Source organism: Flavobacterium gyeonganense (assembly GCF_029625295.1).
In the GTDB taxonomy this organism is placed as follows: Bacteria; Bacteroidota; Bacteroidia; order Flavobacteriales; family Flavobacteriaceae; genus Flavobacterium; species Flavobacterium gyeonganense.
Genome location: NZ_CP121112.1, coordinates 3,868,875 through 3,891,528, shown reverse-complemented (window position 1 = coordinate 3,891,528; position 22,654 = coordinate 3,868,875). Strand labels below are relative to the sequence as shown.

The window sequence follows — 22,654 nt, the reverse complement described above, 5'->3', positions numbered from 1 at the left end:
TAACGAATAACTTCTAACTTTTTAAAACTTCTGAAGCGTATCAATCACATAAGTATGCATAACTTCTTTATAATCCAAATGAGTAACAATTCGAAGTTTATTGTTTCCCATTGAACTTATTAAAATATTCTTCTGTTTCAATTTTTCCATTAAAAGCTGATCACTGTAACCTTCAGCCAATGAAAAAATCAAAATATTAGTTTCAACTGGCTCGATCGCAGCCACCCATGGTTTTGTTTTTAAAACTGATGCAATTTCCTTAGCTCTTCGATGATCTTCAGCCATTCGTTCAATATTATGCGCTAAAGCATATAATCCTCCGGCGGCTAAATAACCAACCTGACGCATTCCGCCTCCCAATATCTTTCTGATTCTTAACGCCCTGTGAATATCTGCTTTGGTTCCCAGTAAAATAGAACCTATCGGAGCCCCTAAACCTTTTGACAAACAAACTGAAATGGTATCGAAAATCGCTCCAAATTCTTTAGGATTTTGTCTTTTAGCGACCAAGGCATTCCAAATTCTGGCGCCATCCAAATGAAACTTCAAATTATTGGCATCACAAACTTTTTTTATCTCTCTTAAATCCTCTAATTCATAGCACGCACCGCCCCCTTTATTCGTAGTATTTTCTACACAAACCAAAGTCGTCAACGGACTGTGATAAAACTCGGGATCATTTATCGCTGCAGCGACCTGCGCGGCATTTATCATACCTCGGTCACCATCCAGTAAACAGCATGAAACGCCACTATTGAAAGAAACGCCCCCGCCCTCATAGTTATAAATGTGCGCATATTTATCGGCAATTAATTGTTCTCCGGGCTGGGTATGGAGTTTAATCGCGGTTTGATTTGCCATAGTTCCTGACGGAAAAAAAAGTCCAGCTTCCATTCCAAAAAACTCAGCCACCCTGGTTTCTAATTCGATAACCGTCGGATCTTGTCTGTATACATCGTCGCCAACATGAGCGTTGAACATATACTGCAGCATTTCGTAGCTAGGCTTGGTAATAGTATCGCTGATTAAATTTATTTCCATATTCTAAAAACTATATCTTATTTTTGTAGTGCAAAATTACGTATAACTGATAGTTATTAACAGCGAGTTTTAATAAATTTTAACTTGCGGTTTATTACTCAACCAAATTAACGTAATATTTGTAAAAAACATATAAAACTATTATTAATTTATGACAACAGCCGAACAAGTAAAAGGTATTGTGGAGCGCCTTGGTGCGTTGAGGAGGTATCTTTGACGTTGATGCCAAGCTAATCGAAATTGCAAACGAAGAAGAAAAAACTTTTGCTCCTGATTTTTGGAACAAACCAAAAGAAGCAGAAATAATTGTAAAAAATCTTCGAAACAAGAAAAAATGGATTGAAGATTACAACAAAGCAGTCGAACTAACAGATGAACTCCAGCTCGCTTATGATTTTTATAAAGAAGGGGAACTTTCTGTTGAAGAGTTAGATGAAAATTACAACACAACGCAGCTTCACATTGAGAACATCGAATTCAAAAACATGCTTTCTGACGAAGGCGACAGTTTAAGTGCTGTCGTACAGATCACTGCCGGTGCCGGTGGAACAGAGAGCTGTGACTGGGCCGGAATGCTGATGCGTATGTACATGATGTGGGGCGAAAGTTATGGGTATAAAATAAAAGAACTTAACTTTCAGGAAGGTGATGTTGCCGGTATCAAAACCGTAACGTTAGAATTTGAAGGTGATTATTCTTTTGGTTATCTAAAAGGAGAAAACGGTGTACATCGCTTAGTCAGAATTTCACCTTTTGACAGTAATGCCAAACGTCATACATCATTTGTATCCGTTTATGTTTATCCGCTTGTTGATGACAGTATCGAAATTGACATTAATCCTGCCGATATCGAAATTACAACCTCACGCTCGAGTGGTGCGGGAGGACAAAACGTTAATAAGGTTGAAACTAAAGTTCAATTAGTTCATAAACCAACCGGAATACAGATTCAATGTTCTGAAACACGTTCACAGCAAGATAACAGGCAGCGTGCTATGCAAATGCTTCGCTCTCAATTGTATGAAATCGAATTAAAGAAACAGCAGGCACAACGCGCCGATATCGAAGCCGGGAAAATGAAAATTGAGTGGGGTTCGCAAATACGTAATTACGTTATGCAACCTTATAAATTGGTAAAAGATGTTCGTACTGGATATGAAACCAGTGATGTTGATGGCGTTATGAACGGAAATCTTGACCCATTTCTTAAAGCATATTTAATGATGATGGGACAAAAAGAGGAAGAATAAATAGTATTTTCAGTGTTCACATTAAGTATTCGGGCACAGGTTTGTATTCACAATAACTTGAAACCAGAAACTTGAAGCATTTAACTAAAAATAAAAAGCTATGATAAAATGGGCAGATGTAATTCATTTTACAAATAAAGGAAATCCAACTCCGGATAAAAGAGTGGAAAAAACAGAGGAAGAATGGAAACAATCATTGACTCCGGAAGAATTTCAGGTTACACGCCTAAAAGGAACTGAAAGATCATTTAGTTCTGAAATGTGCAGTTTATTTGAACCTGGAATTTATGAATGTAAATGCTGCGGTACTTTGCTTTTTGATGCTTCTGAAAAATTTGAATCAGGAACTGGATGGCCGTCTTTTACTCAGCCGGTCAAAGAAAATGCCATTGCCTATCATGCCGACAAATCATACGGAATGATTCGGGTCGAAGTAGTATGCAATACCTGCGATGCGCATTTGGGACATGTTTTTCCTGATGGACCTCAGCCAAGCGGTTTACGATATTGCATTAATGCTGTTTCACTTACCAAAGTTAAAGAGTAGCAATAATAAAATAATATTAAAGCGATTCATCGTAAAAAATGAATCGCTTTTTTGTTTTAAATTTATTGCTATAAATACAAATAGACCGAAAATCTCTTTTAGCAAAAAAATATTTTTAAAACTTACCCTGTTAATGTTTCATTTACAGAATGTTAATCTTAAAAAACAAAATTTAGCTGATATTATTTATTTCTTCTAAAGAAAAACTATAGAATCAAGTTAAATAAAAGTAAGATGCCCTTATTTGAAATATCCATATTTTTTTACCTATAAATTTTCCTAAACTAAAAAAAGAAATTAAACAAATGATTATCAATTAATTAAATAAAACATCACCATAAAATATTAAAATAAAAATCCTCAATTTACTATCTGCATTTAAATAATCAAATATTAACACATAATTAATAATTCACCAAACAATTATCAATTTATTTATTTAAATGTTAAAAAAATAATTTTAAAGCTTTTAATTAAAAATATATTTGAAAAACTTCAAAACAAGATTAGGTAATTTAAATCTAATTCATTTTATTTGGCAAAAATTAATCCTTAAATCAATTTAATCCAATAAATGAAATCCTATTCAATTCAAGAAATTAACGAAGTTATAAATGGTGAAATTTACGGTATCACTTCTGAAATTATAACCGGAACTGAACAATTAGAAAAAGCAACAACTTCTGAAATTTCTTTTATAGGAAATAAAAAATACGAAAAATTCTGGGAGACTTCCAAAGCCCCTATAGCAGTTGTTAATGAAGATATTTCTATTGAACCAGGAAAGAATCGTGCTTTTATTAAGGTAAAAAATGCTGATCTCGCCATGTCACAAATTCTGGCACTTTTTGCTCCGCCAAGTCCGATATTCCATAATGAAATTCACAGAACAGCAGTTATAGATGAAACAGCTGTTATTGGTGAAGGAAGTAAAATTGGAGCAGGATGTTATATTGGTCCAAAAGTAGAAATCGCTGCTAATGTTACGATTTATCCAAATGTTACTATTTTGGATGAATGCACAATCGGAAAAAATACTGTTATCTGGTCCGGAGCTGTAGTTCGCGAACGCTGTCATATTGGTAATGATTGTATAATTCATCCAAATGCCACCATTGGTGCCGATGGTTTTGGATTCCGCCCATGCAAAGAAAAAGGATTAGTGAAAATTCCACAAATCGGAAATGTAATCATTGGAAACGGAGTAGAAATTGGAGCTAATTCATGTGTAGACCGCGGAAAATTCAGTTCAACTGTTCTGGGAGATGGTTGTAAAATCGATAATCTTGTTCAAATTGGACATAACAGCAACTTAGGCAAGTTTTGTATTATGGCCGGAAACAGTGGTTTAGCTGGTTCTGTAACTTTAGGTAATGGAGTTATTATTGGCGGAAGTGCATCCATTAAAGATCATACTACCATTGGCGACGGTGCAATTGTAGGTGCCGGTTCAGGCGTTACCGGAGATATTCCTGCAGGAAAAACGATGCTGGGATATCCTGCTGTTGAAGCCCGTGATGCTTTGAAACAATGGGCAATCTTAAAAAGATTAGTTTGCGATTCTAAAAAATAATTTAAAACTAAATACATTATAAAAAAAACAGAAGCGACCCTTCTGTTTTTTTCTTTACGGGTGTTTGTAACCCTTCGAAATTAACTTCTATTTTGTAAATTAGCCAACACTATTTTGTAAAATCAATATTATATCATGGATTTAAACTTCAATAAAAACGAAGATCACAATAAACTTTTACTTTCTGAATTAAAACAAAAATTTGCTAAAGTAAAATTAGGCGGAGGTGAAAAAAGAATTGAAAAATTGCACTCCGAAGGCAAAATGACAGCCCGTGAAAGAATTGCTTATTTATTGGATGAAAATTCTAAAAGTATTGAAATTGGAGGTTTTGCCGGTGAAGGAATGTATGCAGAACATGGTGGGTGCCCATCAGGAGGCGTTGTCGTTAAAATAGGATACATCAGAGGAAAACAGTGTATTGTTGTAGCTAATGATGCAACAGTGAAAGCCGGTGCATGGTTTCCTATAACAGGAAAGAAAAATTTACGCGCACAGGAAATTGCGATGGAAAACAGACTCCCGATTATTTATTTAGTAGACAGTGCGGGGGTTTATCTGCCCATGCAGGATGAAATTTTCCCGGATAAAGAACATTTTGGACGTATTTTTAGAAATAATGCTCAAATGAGCAGTATGGGAATCACCCAAATTGCTGCCGTTATGGGAAGCTGTGTTGCCGGAGGAGCCTACCTCCCTATTATGAGCGATGAAGCTTTGATTGTGGATAAAACAGGGAGTATTTTCCTTGCAGGAAGCTATCTCGTAAAAGCGGCAATTGGAGAAACCATTGACAATGAAACTTTAGGAGGCGCCACGACACACTGTGAAATTTCTGGCGTTACAGATTATAAGGCAAAAGATGATAAAGACGCCTTAGATAAAATCAAAAATATTGTAGATAAAATTGGTGACTACGATAAAGCTGGTTTTAGCAGAATCAAAGCTGAAAAACCGGCTTTAGAACCTAAGGATATTTACGGAATCCTGCCAAAAGCCAGAAATGAGCAATATGATATGATGGAAATCATCAATCGTTTAGTAGACAATTCTGAATTTGAAGCTTACAAAGACGGCTATGGACAATCTCTAATTACAGGCTATGCCCGAATTGACGGCTGGGCTGTTGGAATTATTGCGAATCAAAGAAAAGTAGTAAAAACAAAAAAAGGAGAAATGCAGTTTGGCGGTGTAATTTACTCGGATAGTGCTGATAAAGCCACACGATTCATAGCCAATTGCAATCAAAAGAAAATCCCATTAGTATTTTTGCAGGATGTTACAGGTTTCATGGTCGGATCTAAATCTGAGCATGGCGGAATCATAAAAGATGGCGCAAAAATGGTCAATGCCGTTAGTAATTCAGTTGTACCAAAATTTACTGTTATTGTCGGAAATTCATACGGAGCAGGAAATTACGCCATGTGTGGCAAAGCTTATGACCCAAGATTAATTTTTGCCTGGCCAAGCGCAGAACTGGCCGTTATGGGTGGAACTCAGGCTGCAAAAGTATTGGCTCAAATTGAAGCTTCTTCGCTTAAAGCGAAAGGAGAAACCGTAGACGAAGCGAAAGAAGCTGAATTATTCAACAAAATAAAAGCACGTTACGATGAGCAGACTTCACCCTACTACGCCGCTTCAAGGTTATGGACAGACGCTATCATTGATCCGTTAGAAACGCGGACCTGGATTTCTATGGGAATCGAAGCTGCCAATCACGCCCCTATTCAAAAACCATTTAATTTAGGTGTTATTCAGGTGTAAGTTTTGAAATCCATAAAACAACCAGCATAAAAAACCAAAATACTTATTTTCAGATACTTAAAACAAAAATATCGTTAAAATTTTGTAACTTAGTGTACAACTTTTAATTATGTAGTATCATGGAAAATGTAAAAAGTTTGAATAAGTGGGCCAATGCGCATACTTATTTACCATTGGATTTAGTACGTATTGTATTGGGTGTTTTTTTATTCATGAAAGGAGTTTCGTTTGTAACCAACGCTCAATATTTACATGATTTAATTTCTCCTGTTGATCAGTATGGAGGCGGCATGTTTCTTTTACATTATATCGCGCCAGCCCATATGATTGGGGGGATAATGATTGTTTTTGGATTGCTGACCCGCTGGGCAATTGCAGCTCAGTTACCTATATTATTTGGTGCCGTAATTGTAAATTTTATGGGGCGTATGCATTCCGAAAGTTTGATTTTAGCTATAGTAATATTATTACTTTGTATATTCTTCCTATTCTATGGCGGAGGAAAACATTCAGCCGATTATTACTTCAAAATGCAGCAATAACATATCTATATCCTCAACTGAATAAAAGTTGAGGATAACTTTTAAGAAGTAATTAGCAATTTAAATTTCGTTAATTGTGTTTTATGAATTAAATTCGCCACCATGAATTGGATTCGTAAGACTGTTATTTTTATATCTCTTTTGATCATGGGATTTTTTGCCGCTCAGGCAAACCAAATTTCTGTGCAACAAATCGAAAGTCAAAAAACGGACACCAATTTTTCTAAAGATTATACAGATTCCCTGGCTTTTATACAACCACAGTCAAATTATCAGTTTGCTGCCAATATCAAAACAAGCTATCCTGCTATAATCAAATGGTTTGACTCATTGTTGGTTGTTTTACCACATTATCAGGTAATAAAATCAGCTTCAAACTTTTCTAATCAATTTTTTACCCAGAGTAAAAAGGTCTTCCTGATGCTCTATCCCTTCCACTTTTTCTGGTAGTAAATACATGAATTTTAATTTGAAGAATTCATTCTTCTAAAAACAATAAGCAGCTATCTATAAGTTGTTTATAATTCATTTATTTATCTAATTCAAAAAACATGGAAACAAGCGTAACCATAATGGGTATTGTGATTGCAATCATAGTAGCCATCCCAATCTATTTTTCAGCACGATCGAGCGCTGCGAACAAATCAAAAATCCTTAACATTAAAAAGAAATTCAATCCAACACATCCGCAGGATTTTGATTTGACTGAATCTCAAAGTAATAAAACACTCACTATAGATCAAAAACACCGGAAATTCATTCTGATGAATTTCAATCCGAATCAACAGGAATCAACTTATGTGGATTTAAGAAGTGTTTCTTCCTGTAAACTGGTTTTGACTACTGATGGGAATTCAGATACTATTCTCAAAATCGATTTTGAATTTCAGGAAAAGGAAACGGATAAAAAAATTACAATACCATTCTATGATTTTGATGATGACCGCATCAAACAAATAAGCGTTTACCAGGATCATATGTTTGCAAAAAAATGGCTTAAAATCATCCAGGATTCTATTTCACGTTAGTTATTTAATTCAGAAAAGAGGCTCATTATGAGTCTCTTTTTATTTAGGGTCAATATGATATTTATCATTTTAATCTTTCAAATGACGAAGTAATTTTGGTATTCTAAAATGCCTTGTTATGGAAATTTCATTGACTCAGAAATACAATGTCCCTGGACCAAGATACACTAGTTATCCAACAGTTCCTTATTGGGATGAAACCAGTTTTTCAACCGAAAAATGGACAGCATCCTTTCAAAAAGCCTTTTCAGAAAGCAATTCACAAAACGGAATCAGTTTATACATTCATCTGCCTTTTTGTGAAAGCATGTGTACTTTTTGCGGATGCAATAAACGAATTACAAAAAATCATGCTGTCGAAGAAACCTATATTAAAGCACTTTTGAAAGAATGGAGTTTATACTGCAGACTTCTTCCTGAAAAACCAATCATAAAGGAAATTCATCTGGGCGGCGGAACTCCAACATTCTTTTCTAAAAATAATTTAGAACAGCTCATAAATGGTATTTTTTCTTTTGCATTTAAAGCTGAAAAGCATGAATTTAGTTTTGAAGGACATCCCAATAACACAACTTACGATCAGCTTAAAAAATTATATGATTTAGGGTTTCGCAGAGTGAGTTTTGGCGTTCAGGATTATGCTGAAAAAGTTCAGAAAGCTATTCATCGCATTCAGCCTTTTCATAATGTTGCCAAAGTTACTTTTTGGGCCAAAGAAATTGGTTATACTTCAATCGGTCACGATATTATATTTGGTTTGCCATTTCAGACCATTGAAGATGTGGTAGATACTGTTGAAAAAACGAACTCTTTAAAACCGGATCGTCTGGCATTTTACAGCTATGCACATACACCCTGGATAAAAGGAAACGGTCAGCGCGGATTTAACGAAGAAGACCTTCCAAAAGATGCGGAAAAAGAAAGCTATACGAAATTGGAAAACAATTACTTTCTAAAAACGGCTATCACGAAATTGGAATGGATCATTTTGCCTTAACATCCGACAGTTTGTACAAAGCCACACAAAACAAGGAACTGCATAGAAATTTCATGGGTTACAGCTCTTCGAAAACGCAGCTTATGATTGGTTTAGGTGTTTCTTCTATCAGCGACAGCTGGTATAGTTTTGCCCAAAACACCAAAAGTCTTGAAGATTATTATCAATTATTAGAATGGGATCAGCTTCCTGTTATCAAAGGCCATATTTTAACCGATGAAGATTTAATTATCAGAAAACATATTTTGAATTTGACTTGCGAACTGGAAACTTCCTGGAGTGATGAAAACTTATATTTTAAAGAACTTCCTGCTGTTTTACTGGATTTAAAAGAAATAGAAAACGATGAGTTGATTGTAATTGAAGAAAATACAATCAGAATCACAGAGGCCGGAAGACCATTTGTACGCAATATCTGTATGGCATTCGATTTACATTTAAAAAGAAAATCACCTGAGACGAATTTGTTTTCTATGACGGTTTAAAAGAGACAGGTTTTTATTTACTTTGAATAGATATTCTTTGTTATAATTAAGATACGCGAAATGGTAATTTAGAGGTTAAAAGATAATATTTGGGGAAATTAATATGAAACAAACCTTTTTAAATACAGCTAAATTTGGGTAGACATGTGAATGTTTGTTTTGTAAATAAGCAAATTGGAAGAAATGATGCACAATTAGCTCATAGTCTCTATGCGTAAAAGTCTGTTAATAAAAATTTGGGTAAGATTTTCATGATAAATATAAATATGTAATTTTGAGTAATCTAACTATTCCCAAGCCTTAATAAATGCAGCAAATCGATTATAAAAAAGTTTTTTCAAAATTAAGTCATATAAAAGCTTTATCTCATGATCAAAAATTTGATCAAATAGTACAGAATTTAATCACACATACATTAAATAATGTTTCAGGAAAAAATCCTAAAAATGAAAGCGAAGTAGAACTAAAAATAAAAGAGGTTTACGGTATTTCTATCCGAAATAGTATAATAACTTCAAATTTAGATAAATTACTCGACAAAGAAGAGATAACTCGTGACGCAACTACTCGTGAGTATTTTGTTACACAAGCTGTTTCTATTAAGCTTAAACAAAGATTAGTTGATGCTAGTGATCTCGAAAAAAATGTACAATTACAATGGTTTGAAGAAATTAAAATTTTCATAACTGATATTTCAGAAGAGGGCTTAAATAAACTTTGGAATCTCCTTAAAATATATTTAAGTCACGTTTTTGAACAACATGGTATCCAAACCCTGAACTTTTTAAATCCCAATATTACTATAAATGAAGATGATCAAAAAAATTTGGTAGTAATTGTTGAGTCTATCTTAGAAGAAAATGGAAATCCATTTACTAAAGAAATCTTGATATCTTCTATAAATCAATTTATAATTAATGCAGATGAAATTAGAGCAAATTATATTTCTCAATTAGCAGATGCAACTTTTACAAGTTTTGCATTAACTTCAGATGCAGAAACAGTAAACTTTTTACACAAACGTTATAATAATTTACGCCTTTTTCTTGACACAAATTTTATATTCGGAATATTAGATCTCCATAAAAATAGTGAAGATGCGTCTGCTAGAGAAATTTTAGATGAAGTTAAAAAAAATCGTTTGCCATTTAAACTAATGTATCACCCTGAAACTCTTGCTGAATTCAAACGAGCCTTTGATGCTCGTGCATTATTCATACGAGCTGCCAAGTGGACTAGGGAAACTAGTCGAGTTGCAATTTTGGTTGACGGATTAAGTCCTTTGGAAGAATTGTTTCACAAACAAAATATAGAAAATGAAACAGATCCTGCTGTTTTTCTTGAAAAATATGAACATGTCGACTTAATTTTGAAAGATTTAGGATTAATAGAATATAATCCTCGACAAATATCGGAAAATGAATTAGTCGATATTGAAACAGATGTTGATGCTTACCAAAAATTCTATGAGGAAGTAAAAAATAGAAAAACAAAATCATTTTCTGGATTTAAACATGACGTTGTAGCATTAAGAGAGGTCCGTTCCTTAAATCCTAAGAAAACAAAATTTCTTGAAAGTAATGCTTTTTTTATAAGCTCCGATTTCATTCTTGCAAAATTCGAACGAATATATTATAAGAGAAATTGGGAAATTAATTATGTTGTAAATCCAAGCGTTTTTTTACAACTGATAAGACCATTCATAGAAAATGACTATTCCGCAAATAAAAGATTTATTGATACATTTTCCATACCAGAATTTAGGTCATTTGAAATTGATTATTCAACAACACGCTCAAAAGCGCTCCAAATAATTAATGATAACTATCATGCAACTTCTTTTGAAACAAAAGTTAACATTTTAAGAGATCAAGTATTATTAGATAAATTAGAAAAAGCTAACGATGACTATGATAAGCAAGCTGAAATAATTGAAAGTCATATAGCAATTGAAAACCAAATTTTAGTTCAAAAAAATGAAGAAGTACTACAAAACATAAAATCCGTCAAAATTGAAAAAGAAATTCTGGAAACTAAAAAAATAAGGGCAGAACAGAATATCAAGAATTTTAAAAAAGAAAATGAAAGTCTTCAAACTGAAAAAACTTTAGCAATTGAAGAGGTATCTTCAAAAAACACAGAAATTGAATCATTAAATTCCAAACTTGCAGAAACTGCTAAAGATTTGGAAAGACAGAGATTAGAAAATAAATTCTTAAAAGACTTAGATGAATGGAAAAATAAAAAAGATGACTATATAAAATCTCATCTTAATAACAAACGCTTGGATTATATTTCTGCATCCAAATATTGCATAAGACCTTCCGTAGTTTTATTGTGTGGATCAATGCTAACACCAGTAATTGTTCGATATTATTCCGAACTTAAAACTTATATTGAATCCAATGGCTATTCTGAAATTAATTTAGTTATTTTAATTATAATTTTAGCTATGCTCGCAGGTTGGGAACTATTATTTAGAACATATTTAGCAGACAAAGATAAAGTTAAAATGGGTTTACACTGGATTGGAACATTTGGTTTGAGTGACAATAAGAAGAAAATCCTAAAACCTTATGAACAAGTTTTTGAAAATGATTTTAACTTAATTCACACAAAACCGGAATTACCTAAATAAGAGAATTTATACTAATCACAATTGTAGCTATCCCTCTGGTACTCGTTTGCAACGAGTGCCTACATAAATTAAAAGATAAATTGTAGCATTTGTAATGCGGTTATTAAACCAAAAGTTCATTATAAATTTGTAGGGAATCCATGTAAACAGCCGCGTTGCAAACGCTTTATTTAGTTTCTATAAAGTAAAGCAGGTACTCGTTGCAAACGAACACCAGATTGAATGTTTATTTCGTATATAAATAAATTAGGTGCAACTTAATCCAAAAATTACGCAACAAAATGACAAAGAAGGATAAATTGCTATTAATCCATTTCGTGACAAGAACTGGGATGTATATAAATCCAATTGACATCAATAATGTTCATAGTTTTATTACAGGTTATACGATTGCACGAAAAAACAAATGCAATTTTATTAACTCATTCAAAAAGATACTATCAACAAAGTACAGAATGAAATACTTAAGTGATGGATGGATAGGTCAAATAAACCGCGTTTCTAAAAAACAATCTATATCCAATATTGTCACTTTCAAAAAAATTACACTGGAAACTATATTTATTGATGGACTTGATAAAGAGATGGAAAAAATATTAAAATCAAGGATTTTGGACTTAATTAATAAAATTGATCGAGCAGGTCATCCTTGGTATAAGGAAACATGGAAAGACGATTGGCTTTCTTTAATTCTTATTAATAAAAACTGGTTTAAACAAATGTGGAGTGACGAAGAATTTGAAATAATTAAATTAATAGACAAAGAAGTTACAAGTGGAAATATTACAAACATTTATAAAACTATAGTTCCTTCAGACGCTATATTAAACCTAAAAGAACAATTTGACAAAATAACCTTCAACTAACAGCAGTTTTGTACAAACAGGGTTTTAGTAACAATGGAATGATCTTTTTGTATATTTGACGGTAGTCTTGAACAGAATGGTTTGGGGACTAAATCTTCCGGCTGTCACAAAGCCTGCGAGACATTTCTGCAATCTTATCAAGATTCTGCTAACCTATCTTAAAAAGAATATGATTTTAGAAACTGAACTTTTACCATATATAGTTCGTGCACTTTTGTTTCACATAACTAGTAATATGCGATATATTTTCATCACGAAAAATACCGATCATAATTATACCCTAAATGTTATATTTGAAAAAGATCCATCAGAAAATGAAATTCAATTGCTTATTGAAATAACGGGTGAACTTGACGGCGATCTTTACTTTCAAAATACCAACTACAATTACTTTGTTTCACAGCAAGGTATATTAAATGATATATGGAAATCAAAAGAACATTTTTATCTTGTTTACGCTAGAAACGAAGATTAACTAAAAAACTGTTGAAATTAACAAAGCATCTCAAGAAACATCTCAACTATTTTGTACTTTTGAATATTAAAATTTCAGATTATGAAACTTGAATTGAACATACAGAACAAAAAATTGGAATTAATCCAATGGCTTTCTACACTGGAGGATTCAACGATTATAGAAAAAATTATTGCTTTGAGAAATAATGAATCGAAAGATTGGTGGGATTCCATTTCTGAGAGTGAAAAAGAATCTATCGAGCAAGGCCTGAATGATGCTAATTCCGGAAAATTAAGTTCTCATTCAAGCGCAAGAAAGCTATATGAAAAATGGCTATAAATACTTTGGACAGACTTTGCTCTAAAGGAATTAGAAAAAACAATTGAATACTTAGAAGAGAACTGGACCGAGAAAGAATTACATCATCTCGCTATTAAAATTGAGGAAACATTAAGCTTCATTTCAGAAAATCCAAATTTATTCCAAATCTCTGATGTCAAAAAAGGTATTCGAAGGGTTATAATATTAAATCATAATACACTTTATTATAGATTTCAGAATAATCAAGTTGAAATAATCTCATTTTTTTCTAATAGACAAAACCCTACGAAAAGAAGGTTAAAGTGACCTTACCCAGAAACAAGTAACTGTGGAACAAATTGATATAAATTCAATATTAGCCTAATGACAATCTGGACTCCCCTGTACAAACAAACTCATATTAGATGGAGAAACATACGGAATTCCCAATCCTAAACCTCTGAGAATAAATAAAACTCCAATTACAACAGCTACATAAGGAATTACTTTTTGAATTTTATTTCGAAAGGGCAGTTTCAGTAAAGAATGAATGTAAACTACAATTGTCATTAAGGGTATAGTTCCTAATCCGAACAAGAGCATGTACAAAACTCCAAAACCGGCACTCTGCATCGCTATGGCTCCAAATAAAGCCACATATACCATTCCGCAGGGCAGGAAACCGTTTAATAATCCAATGGTAAAAAGAGATTTGTAACTTTTGTTTTTGAACTGTTTCCCTAAAGTCGATTTTATATTTGAAATCACTTTATAAACCGGTTTTGAGAAATTGTATTTTGAAAAGATTCTTTCCGGAATCAAAACTGCAGCAATCATCGCCAGACCAATAAAAATGGACATTTTCTGTTGTAATCCGGCCAGGAAAAACCTCTTCCCAATAATCCGAAAATCAGTCCGATTGTGGAGTAGGCTGTTAATCTTCCCAGATGATACGTAATAATCTGCTTTACTTTTTTAGCTTCATTTTGATGATCAACCGGAAGCATCATCGCAATGGGACCACACATCCCAACGCAATGCAAACTGCTGATAAGTCCTAATATGAAAGCTGAAAATAACATTTTTATTAATTTACGTAGATAACTTCTTTGGTCAAGTATTTTTTGCCTTCATACTGCCATTCCATGTTGACATCCCAGCGTCCTTTTACCAATTTCTTCTGCGGAATAAGCAAAGATGAATTGGTCAGGGCAATCTGAGTATTGAAATCAAACTTTTTGTTTGAAGGACGATATAGCAGAACGTTTCCTTTTAGTTTATTGCTTTCGAAAGTTTCCGGAAAAGTAATTTTTACTCCGTCTTCCACATACTTAATCGAAGGTTTGTACTGTAAATCATGTGCGTTTTGAATTCGTGCCATTTCTTCCTGAAAATGCGAATCGTGCTTGTAATATTCTTCAACAACCAAATCGTTGTCGTATTTACTGTTTGATTGCACTTCAAAAACAAAATATAATATAAAGGTCATAAACAATCCGAATGCTATGACAATTCCTGTTCCCCAATTTATTTTCATGATTAAATCTTTTAATTAAAACTTCGTGGTCCTAAAAAATTTGTTGTGGTAGTTTCGAGTAATTCTTTTCCATTATAAACCCCAATTTTAACTTTGGTTTTATCACTTTCCAAAAGGACTTCATTGATTTCTATGAATAAGGTTCCCTGCGAAATGCCTTCTTTTGCTACTTTAAAATGCTGTTCTCCCACCTTGCTGATTTCGCCTTTCTGATCAATCAATTCAAAATGAATATCGCTGTAATCTTTCATAGTCTTGTTTACGATTTTATACGTATAAACGTTACTGATTTTATCGCCTTTATGCTGAAAAAGCTGTCCAGGCAAACGTAAAATAATCGCTTCAACATTAGTTCTTAAAAACAACATTCCAACAAAAACACTCAACAGAATAAATAAGACTGCTGTGTATCCTTTCATTCGGGTTGTGAATTTGAAAGGCTCTTTTTTCTCTATTTCATCTTCAGATGCATAACGAATCAATCCTTTTGGCAGACCCACTGAATCCATAATCGAATCGCATTCATCGATACAGGCTGTACAATTGGTACATTCTAATTGGGTTCCGTTTCGAATGTCGATTCCCATTGGGCAAACGTGCACACATTGATGGCAATCGATACAATCGCCTTTTCCGGTTAATGCCCGGTCTTCTTTTTTATTGAATTTGGCACGGCCCTGTTCTTTTTCTCCCCGAACAAAATCATAGGCTACATTTATGGATTTATTGTCTAAAAGCACCCCTTGTAATCTTCCGTACGGACAGGCGATAATACAAACCTGTTCGCGAAACCATACAAAAACAAAATAGAAAACACCGGTAAAAATAAGCAGGGCAGTAAAATTACCTGCTTGTTCAATCGGTCCCTGCTCTATCATTAAGAACAAGGTATCACTGCCAACCAAATACGCCAGAAAAACATTGGCTATGCCAAAGGAAATTAAAAAGAAAATTATCCATTTAGTGAGTCTTTTTCGGATTTTCTCTGCGTTCCATTCCTGTCTTGCTAAACGGGATTGTGCTCCACGGTCTCCATCTATCCAGTATTCAATTCGGCGGAAAACCATTTCGAGGAAAATCGTCTGAGGACAAATCCATCCGCAAAATATCCTTCCGAAAACAACCGTAAAAAGAATTACAAACACAACCCCAACGAGCATGGAAATCACAAAAAGATAAAAATCCTGCGGCCAGAAAGGGAATCCAAAAATATTAAAACGACGTTCAACGATATTGAACATCATAAACTGGTTTCCGTTAACTTTTATAAACGGATTAGCAATTAGAATCGCCAATAAAACATAACTGACTATTTTACGATACTCATAAAACTTACCAGACGGTTTTTTAGGAAAAATAAATTTTCTTTTTCCGCCTTCATCAATAGTTCCGATGGTATCTCTAAAAGCTTCGTCTGGTAAATTTGACATGATAATTATTTTTTAACTGCTGTACTATCTGTTGTTTTATTGGCTGCGGCATCTTTTTTTGGAGCACTATCGTCTATCCAAACTTCTCCTTCAGCTTCTTTTGCATCTTTTGGGTTACTTCCCTGTAAAGACAAAATATAACTTGCCACTTTTTGAATTTCTTTTGGTTTCATACCATTCGTTTTCCAGGAAACCATCCCTTTTCCGTCGCGACCTCCGTTTGTTATGGTGTGGAATACATTTTTAATTCCACCACCCAAAATCCATTTATCATCTGTTAAGTTAGGACCAATCTGCCCTCCTGCGTCTGCCCTGTGACAGGCCGCACAATTAGTGGTAAAAATTTCTTTTCCGGCAGCTAAACTTGCTTCATCTGTAAGCAGAACTACTGTTTTTTCGTCCATCAGATCCTGAGCGGTTTTAAGATATTCTTCTACCTCAATTTTTGCCTGAGCCATTTCTTTTTTCAATTCCATTTCCTGATTATCTCCACCAAAAACATCGTAATAGAAAACATAAAACACTCCAAAAACGATACAGATATAGAATAAATACACCCACCATGGCGGTAAATTATTATCTAATTCTTTGATTCCGTCATAATCGTGATCCATCAACAAGTCACCTTCTTTTTCAATTGGTTCTGTCTGTGTAAGTCTGTGCATCAAATTCTTAAACCAGGGACTTTCCTGTACACTTAGACTTTCTTCGTATGCCAGCTTTTCTTTTTCTTCCGGAGACAATAATTGATACATGACGCGATTTACAGCATGAAGTGTAATTTCGATAGCAATCAAAATAAACAAAAAGACAAATAAAAAGACTGAAACCATTGGATATTTGATAAAGGCAGGTCTGTCACCTGAGTCTATAAAATATTCCATCAAAGCAAATACGATAAAGAAAACCAATGGCAATCTAACATATACTGGAAAAAACTTTTTCATTTTATTTATCTTTTGAAATTATAATACTTCCCTCTTCAAGAGGAATTTGACTCATCTCTCTGATTTTATCTTTTGTGTATGAAAACACCCAGAAACCTAATCCTACAAAAAAGAAGAAGAAAATCAGAAGGGAAAGAATCGGGTAAATTTCTATACCCGATATTGTTTCCATATTGTGTTTTATCTGTTCAAACATAATGCTGTTATTTTGAAGTTTCTTTTACTTTAATATCAGTTCCAAGCCTTTGTATGTAAGCAATCAGGGCTACAATTTCTCTTTCGTTCATAGGAACAAATTTTTCTCCTTTTGCAGCAGCTTTTTTTCTGCTATCCTCATAACTTTTCACATAGTCAGGGTCATTTTCTAAACTTTTTTCAATTGAAAGAGCCTGAGTCCTTAATGTTTTTTGTGCATTAGCAACTTCTGCTTCTGAATAAGGTACTCCTAGCGAAACCATAACTTTCATTTTCTTTTCGATTAAGGAGATATCCAATGGTTTGTTATCAAACAGCCATTTATAACCCGGCATAATTGATCCTGCAGATGTACTCTGTGGATTCCACATATGGTTAAAGTGCCAGTTATCATTATACTTGCCACCTACTCGCTGCAAATCAGGGCCTGTACGTTTTGAACCCCATAAGAATGGATGATCGTACACAAATTCTCCTGCTTTGGCCTGTGGTCCGTAACGTTCTACCTCACTTCTAAAAGGACGAACTGATTGTGAGTGACAGCCTACACAGCCTTCTCGAATGTACAAATCACGGCCTTCTAATTCTAATGGTGTGTATGGTTTTACACTTGAAATGGTTGGAATATTCGATTTTACCATAATCGTTGGTACAATCTGAATAATACCTCCAATTAAAATCGCAATAGTTGCTAAAATTGATAATTGGATCGGTTTTCTTTCTAACCATGAGTGGAATTTTTCTCCACTAATTCTGCCGCTTTTAATGGTCTGCAATGCAGGAGCCTGAGCTAATTCGTCTTCTACAGGCTGTCCAGCTCTGACAGTCATGATGATATTGTAAACCAGCGTCAGCATTCCGATTAGATATAAACTACCACCGATAGCTCTCATCCAATACAATGGCATAATGGCTGTAACAGTTTCAAGGAAGTTTCCATAAGTCAAAGTACCATCCGGATTAAATTGTTTCCACATCGATGCCTGCTGGAAACCTGCAACATACATTGGTAAAGCATACAAGATAATCCCCAAAGTTCCAATCCAGAAATGGAAATTGGCTAATTTTGTTGAGAATAATGTGCTTTTTGTCATTCGTGGAATCAGCCAGTAAATAATACCGAAAGACATAAATCCGTTCCAGGCTAAAGCCCCTACGTGTACGTGCGCTACGATCCAGTCTGTATAATGTGCAATAGCGTTTACATTTTTAAAAGAAAGCATTGGTCCTTCAAAAGTTGCCATTCCGTACCCTGTAATTGCTACTACAAAGAATTTCAATACCGGCTCTACACGAACTTTATCCCAGGCACCTCTTAAGGTTAATAATCCGTTGATCATACCTCCCCAGGACGGCGCTATCAGCATAACTGAAAATGCTACACCCAAATTCTGTGCCCAGTTTGGCAAAGCAGAATATAATAAATGGTGCGGTCCTGCCCAGATATAGATGAAAATCAATGACCAAAAGTGAATGATCGACAATCGATAAGAATAAACCGGTCTATTGGCTACTTTAGGAATAAAATAATACATCAATCCTAAGAATGGAGTGGTTAAGAAAAACGCCACTGCATTATGTCCGTACCACCATTGCACCAAGGCATCCTGAACACCAGCATATACAGAGTAACTTTTTAATCCTGAAACCGGAATTTCTATATTATTGAAAATATGCAAAACGGCAACTGTAACGAATGTCGCAATGTAAAACCAGATAGCTACATACAAATGGCGCTCTCTACGACGAATCATTGTACCTATCATATTGATTCCCATTACGACCCAGATTAATGCAATTGTAATATCAATAGGCCATTCCAGTTCGGCATATTCTTTCGAAGAAGTGTATCCTAATGGCAATGTAATGGCTGCAGCAACAATAATAAGCTGCCATCCCCAGAAATGCAGATTACTTAAAAAGTCACTGAACATTCTGGCTTTCAGTAATCTTTGCAGCGAATAATACATTCCCGCAAAAAAGGCATTCCCAACAAAAGCAAAAATTACAGCGTTGGTATGCAAAGGCCTTAAACGGCCATAACTAAGCCACGAAATCCCATCGGTCATGTTGGGAAAAAGGTACATAACCGCCAGGGTCAGCCCCACTAACATACCCACTACTCCAAAAAGGATGGTGGCATAAATGAATTTTTTTACGATTTTGTTATCGTAGTAAAATTGTTCCATTTCCATAATTAAACTTGTTTTTCTTCTATTGGTAAATTATTATTTTGAGAGGTAATTTTGGTTTCATCATCAAAGAGGATTCTTACCGAGGGTGTGTAATCATCGTCGTACTGTCCGGATTTGACAGCCGCTATAAAGGCAATAAAAAAACAGATTGCAACAAAAATACTTACTGAAATTAATAGATAAATAACACTCATATCCTTAAAATTTATACTAACAAAATTATAGCCTTGATACCTGATAAAATATGATATTTATCATAGTCAAATACTTATGTTAAATTCATAAGCAGACGATGTAAAACCTACTCCTTATCCAAACCTAACTTATTACTGCTAAAATAGTTAGACATCAAAGTCACAAAACTTACAATCGTAATTGTACTTAAAGGCATAATAATCGCAGCAACCAGCGGAAGCAGATTACCTGTAACAGCAAATAAAAGTCCGACTACGTTATAAATAAGCGATAAACCAAAACTCATTTTGATAATCATAATCGATTTATGAGATAATTTTAAGAAGTAATTCAGTCGCGAAAATTCACCGGCATCCAGAATTGCGTCGCAAGCCGGAGAAAATACATTGACATTCTCTGAAATAGAAATCCCAACGTTACTCTGGGCTAAAGCACCGGCATCATTCAGCCCATCTCCTACCATCATTACATTTTGTCCTTTTTCCTGTAGTTTGCGAATGAACTCCAGCTTCTGTTCCGGTTTCTGATTAAAGATAAGTTCGATACCTTTTGGCAGAATAGTTTCCAGATTGGCTCTTTCTCCATCATTATCACCGGAAAGAACTTTTATTTCATAATTTTTATTCAAAGTATTAAATAACGTTCTGAGACCATCTCTATACTGATTCTGGAAATTAAATCGTCCGTAATATATCCCGTCAATGTTAATATGAAGGGCTGTTTTTTCTATTTCATCAGTATTATTAGTACTTTCAACAAAAGAAGCTGAACCAATTTTGATTGTTTTATTTTTAAAAGAAGCAAAAATACCTTTTCCGGTAATTTCTTCAAATGCATCAATTTTAATTCTTTTTACTTCCGGCAGAAAATCATATAACATTCTGCTCAAAGGATGATTAGAAGCCCGAAGCACATTTTTAATCAGTATGTAATTTTCATCAGAAAGCAAATTTCCTTCGTACACTATATTAGATTTTTTGTTAGTCGTAATGGTTCCGGTCTTGTCAAAAACAATGGTATCAACTTTTGCCAGCTGTTCAATCACCAAAGCATTTTTAAGATACATTTTTTGTTTTCCCATAATTCTGAGAATGTTACCAAAAGTAAACGGAGCCGTAAGTGCCAGTGCACAAGGGCAGGCGACAATTAAAACCGCTGTAAAAACATTAAAAGCGGTATTTGTATCAATAAATATCCAGTAACCAAAACCAGCAAATGCAATAAGCAGCAAGATTGGGGTGAAATACCGGCTTATTGCATCTGTTATGGTTTTATGCTTTTGATCTACTTTTTTCTGAAAAATTTCATTACTCCAAAGCTGTGTTAGATAACTTTGTGAAACCGAATGCAGCACTTCCATTTCAATTACTTTTCCAATTTGTTTTCCACCGGCAAAAACTTTGTCACCAGATTTTTTAGTAATCGGAACTGCTTCTCCGGTAACGAAACTATAATCTATTTCTGCTTTTTCGCTAATCAGAATTCCATCAACCGGAATTAACTCCTGATTTCGGATTAATAACCTGTCTCCTTTTAAAACATCATAAATCGGGACACTTTCTTCAGATGTATTGGGATTGATTCGGGTAACTGCAATTGGAAAATACGATTTAAAATCTCTTTCAAAACTCAGAAAACTATAGGTTTTGGTCTGGAACATTTTACCGAGCAGCATAAAGAAAACGAGACTCGCCAGACTATCAAAAAATCCCGGTCCATGATCCATTAGCATATCGTAAGAACTGCGAATAAACATCACTATAATTCCCAGTGCAATCGGAATATCAATATTTAGCATCTTCGTTTTAATACTGTGATACGCCGAAATGTAATAACCGCTCGCAGAATAGAGGAAACTTGGCAATGCCAAAAGAAAAATCAAAAGTCTGAAGAAGGGTTTATAACTATCCAGCCAAAATTCCTTCATCTCAAAATATTCCGGAAACGACAATAGCATTATATTTCCAAAACAGAAAAAAGCAACACCTAATTTATAAGTCAGACTTCTGTCAACCTTTGTTTTTCCTGTTTCGTAATTTTCTAAACTGATATAAGGTTCGTAACCAATTGAACTTAACAAATAGACAATTGATTTTAAAGAAACTGTTTCAGAGTTAAACGTAATTCTAACTTTTTTCTCAGGAAAATTAACCTGCGACATACTGATTCCAGGCTGCAAACGATTAAGGTTTTCAAGCAGCCAGATACATGAACTGCAGTGAATATACGGAATATTTAAGGACACAATTGAAGTATAGCCTTCCTGAAATTCCAAAACTTTAGAGATGATGACTTCATTGTCTAAAAAGTCATATTTTCCCTTAATGTCCTGCGGAGTAGCACCTGGCGATTTTTCAAAATCATAATAGCAGGTTAGATCATTAAGGCTAAAAATTTCGTAAACTGTTTTACAGCCCGTACAACAAAATTTTTTTTCATCAAAATTGATCACCTCATTTTTAGGAATTGTAAGTCCACAATGAAAACAACTCTGCCCGCTCATAATTTTTTTCTTTTATCGCAGCAAATATTCAAAATAATAAGCCTCTATTAATATGACATTTATCATATTAAAATGAAATTGATTTTTAAATTTCAGAAAATAAAATAGCAAAACTTTAATAAGAGATTTTATCTGTCTTTTTTCAAAATAATTTAACCTACCAA

20 protein-coding genes and 2 pseudogenes are annotated in these 22,654 nt (G+C 34.0%); 13 read left to right on the top strand and 9 right to left on the bottom strand.

Translation table 11 applies throughout. From position 1 onward, the window contains the following. Window positions 1–21: 21 nt before the first annotated feature. A complete protein-coding gene (locus P5P89_RS16745; RefSeq protein ID WP_278009344.1) occupies window positions 22–1,041 on the bottom strand; it encodes a threonine aldolase family protein in 1,020 nt (339 codons plus the stop codon). Between the two features lie 151 nt (window positions 1,042–1,192). On the opposite strand from P5P89_RS16745, the gene prfB reads away from it, so the two are divergent. From prfB to P5P89_RS16680, 13 genes and pseudogenes are all read left to right on the top strand, one after another. Further along, window positions 1,193–2,291 (top strand): peptide chain release factor 2 gene (gene prfB, locus P5P89_RS16740; RefSeq protein WP_278009343.1). Its coding sequence is split into 2 segments (ribosomal slippage): window positions 1,193–1,255 and window positions 1,257–2,291, totalling 1,098 coding nucleotides; the frame shifts between segments, so codons are not numbered across the junction. Window positions 2,292–2,391: 100 nt separating this feature from the next. Beyond that, entirely contained in the window at window positions 2,392–2,838 is a 447-nt protein-coding gene (gene msrB / locus P5P89_RS16735) for a peptide-methionine (R)-S-oxide reductase MsrB (protein WP_025571273.1), read from the top strand. A 574-nt stretch (window positions 2,839–3,412) separates the two neighbouring features. Next, on the top strand, window positions 3,413–4,411 hold the full coding sequence (gene lpxD / locus P5P89_RS16730) for a UDP-3-O-(3-hydroxymyristoyl)glucosamine N-acyltransferase (RefSeq protein ID WP_278009342.1): 999 nt from the start codon (window positions 3,413–3,415) through the stop codon (window positions 4,409–4,411). Window positions 4,412–4,546: 135 nt separating this feature from the next. Next, window positions 4,547–6,175 (top strand): acyl-CoA carboxylase subunit beta, encoded by a 1,629-nt coding sequence (locus tag P5P89_RS16725; RefSeq protein WP_278009341.1) that lies wholly within the window; start codon window positions 4,547–4,549, stop codon window positions 6,173–6,175. 119 nt (window positions 6,176–6,294) lie between these two features. Next, complete coding sequence (locus P5P89_RS16720) at window positions 6,295–6,717, top strand: DoxX family protein (RefSeq protein ID WP_278009340.1); 423 nt, start codon at window positions 6,295–6,297, stop codon at window positions 6,715–6,717. Between the two features lie 102 nt (window positions 6,718–6,819). After that, the gene (locus P5P89_RS16715) at window positions 6,820–7,167 is read left to right on the top strand and encodes a hypothetical protein (RefSeq protein ID WP_278009339.1); all 348 of its coding nucleotides are present in this window, start codon (window positions 6,820–6,822) and stop codon (window positions 7,165–7,167) included. A 101-nt stretch (window positions 7,168–7,268) separates the two neighbouring features. Continuing rightward, window positions 7,269–7,745: a hypothetical protein gene (locus P5P89_RS16710; protein WP_278009338.1), complete on the top strand. Its 477-nt coding sequence runs from the start codon at window positions 7,269–7,271 to the stop codon at window positions 7,743–7,745. A 118-nt stretch (window positions 7,746–7,863) separates the two neighbouring features. After that, window positions 7,864–9,227 (top strand): annotated as a pseudogene (gene hemN, locus P5P89_RS16705) (oxygen-independent coproporphyrinogen III oxidase). A 307-nt stretch (window positions 9,228–9,534) separates the two neighbouring features. After that, on the top strand, window positions 9,535–11,865 hold the full coding sequence (locus P5P89_RS16700) for a hypothetical protein (protein ID WP_031454806.1): 2,331 nt from the start codon (window positions 9,535–9,537) through the stop codon (window positions 11,863–11,865). Between the two features lie 455 nt (window positions 11,866–12,320). Then, a complete protein-coding gene (locus P5P89_RS16695; protein WP_157505893.1) occupies window positions 12,321–12,731 on the top strand; it encodes a hypothetical protein in 411 nt (136 codons plus the stop codon). A gap of 235 nt (window positions 12,732–12,966) precedes the next feature. Continuing rightward, window positions 12,967–13,206: a hypothetical protein gene (locus P5P89_RS16690; RefSeq protein WP_167343423.1), complete on the top strand. Its 240-nt coding sequence runs from the start codon at window positions 12,967–12,969 to the stop codon at window positions 13,204–13,206. A gap of 81 nt (window positions 13,207–13,287) precedes the next feature. After that, a complete protein-coding gene (locus P5P89_RS16685; protein ID WP_031454809.1) occupies window positions 13,288–13,527 on the top strand; it encodes a hypothetical protein in 240 nt (79 codons plus the stop codon). Continuing rightward, a complete protein-coding gene (locus tag P5P89_RS16680) occupies window positions 13,528–13,815 on the top strand; it encodes a type II toxin-antitoxin system RelE/ParE family toxin (RefSeq protein WP_157505898.1) in 288 nt (95 codons plus the stop codon). Window positions 13,816–13,869: 54 nt separating this feature from the next. Here P5P89_RS16680 and P5P89_RS16675 read toward each other — a convergent pair. The 8 genes and pseudogenes from P5P89_RS16675 to P5P89_RS16640 all read right to left on the bottom strand — a co-directional run bounded on the left by P5P89_RS16675 (window position 13,870) and on the right by P5P89_RS16640 (window position 22,490). Continuing rightward, window positions 13,870–14,570: pseudogene (locus P5P89_RS16675) on the bottom strand (sulfite exporter TauE/SafE family protein). 5 nt (window positions 14,571–14,575) lie between these two features. Next, window positions 14,576–15,025 (bottom strand): FixH family protein, encoded by a 450-nt coding sequence (locus P5P89_RS16670; RefSeq protein ID WP_278009337.1) that lies wholly within the window; start codon window positions 15,023–15,025, stop codon window positions 14,576–14,578. A gap of 11 nt (window positions 15,026–15,036) precedes the next feature. Further along, on the bottom strand, window positions 15,037–16,455 hold the full coding sequence (gene ccoG, locus P5P89_RS16665) for a cytochrome c oxidase accessory protein CcoG (protein ID WP_278009336.1): 1,419 nt from the start codon (window positions 16,453–16,455) through the stop codon (window positions 15,037–15,039). 5 nt (window positions 16,456–16,460) lie between these two features. After that, complete coding sequence (locus P5P89_RS16660) at window positions 16,461–17,402, bottom strand: cbb3-type cytochrome c oxidase N-terminal domain-containing protein (protein ID WP_278009335.1); 942 nt, start codon at window positions 17,400–17,402, stop codon at window positions 16,461–16,463. A gap of 1 nt (window position 17,403) precedes the next feature. After that, the gene (locus P5P89_RS16655) at window positions 17,404–17,598 is read right to left on the bottom strand and encodes a CcoQ/FixQ family Cbb3-type cytochrome c oxidase assembly chaperone (protein WP_278009334.1); all 195 of its coding nucleotides are present in this window, start codon (window positions 17,596–17,598) and stop codon (window positions 17,404–17,406) included. A gap of 7 nt (window positions 17,599–17,605) precedes the next feature. Continuing rightward, window positions 17,606–19,792 carry a cytochrome-c oxidase, cbb3-type subunit I gene (gene ccoN, locus P5P89_RS16650; protein ID WP_278009333.1) on the bottom strand — a complete coding sequence of 729 codons (2,187 nt, stop codon included), beginning with the start codon at window positions 19,790–19,792 and terminating at the stop codon, window positions 17,606–17,608. A 2-nt stretch (window positions 19,793–19,794) separates the two neighbouring features. Further along, entirely contained in the window at window positions 19,795–19,986 is a 192-nt protein-coding gene (ccoS, locus tag P5P89_RS16645; protein ID WP_031454816.1) for a cbb3-type cytochrome oxidase assembly protein CcoS, read from the bottom strand. 107 nt (window positions 19,987–20,093) lie between these two features. Continuing rightward, window positions 20,094–22,490 carry a heavy metal translocating P-type ATPase gene (locus P5P89_RS16640; RefSeq protein ID WP_278009332.1) on the bottom strand — a complete coding sequence of 799 codons (2,397 nt, stop codon included), beginning with the start codon at window positions 22,488–22,490 and terminating at the stop codon, window positions 20,094–20,096. Between the last annotated feature and the right edge of the window lie 164 nt (window positions 22,491–22,654).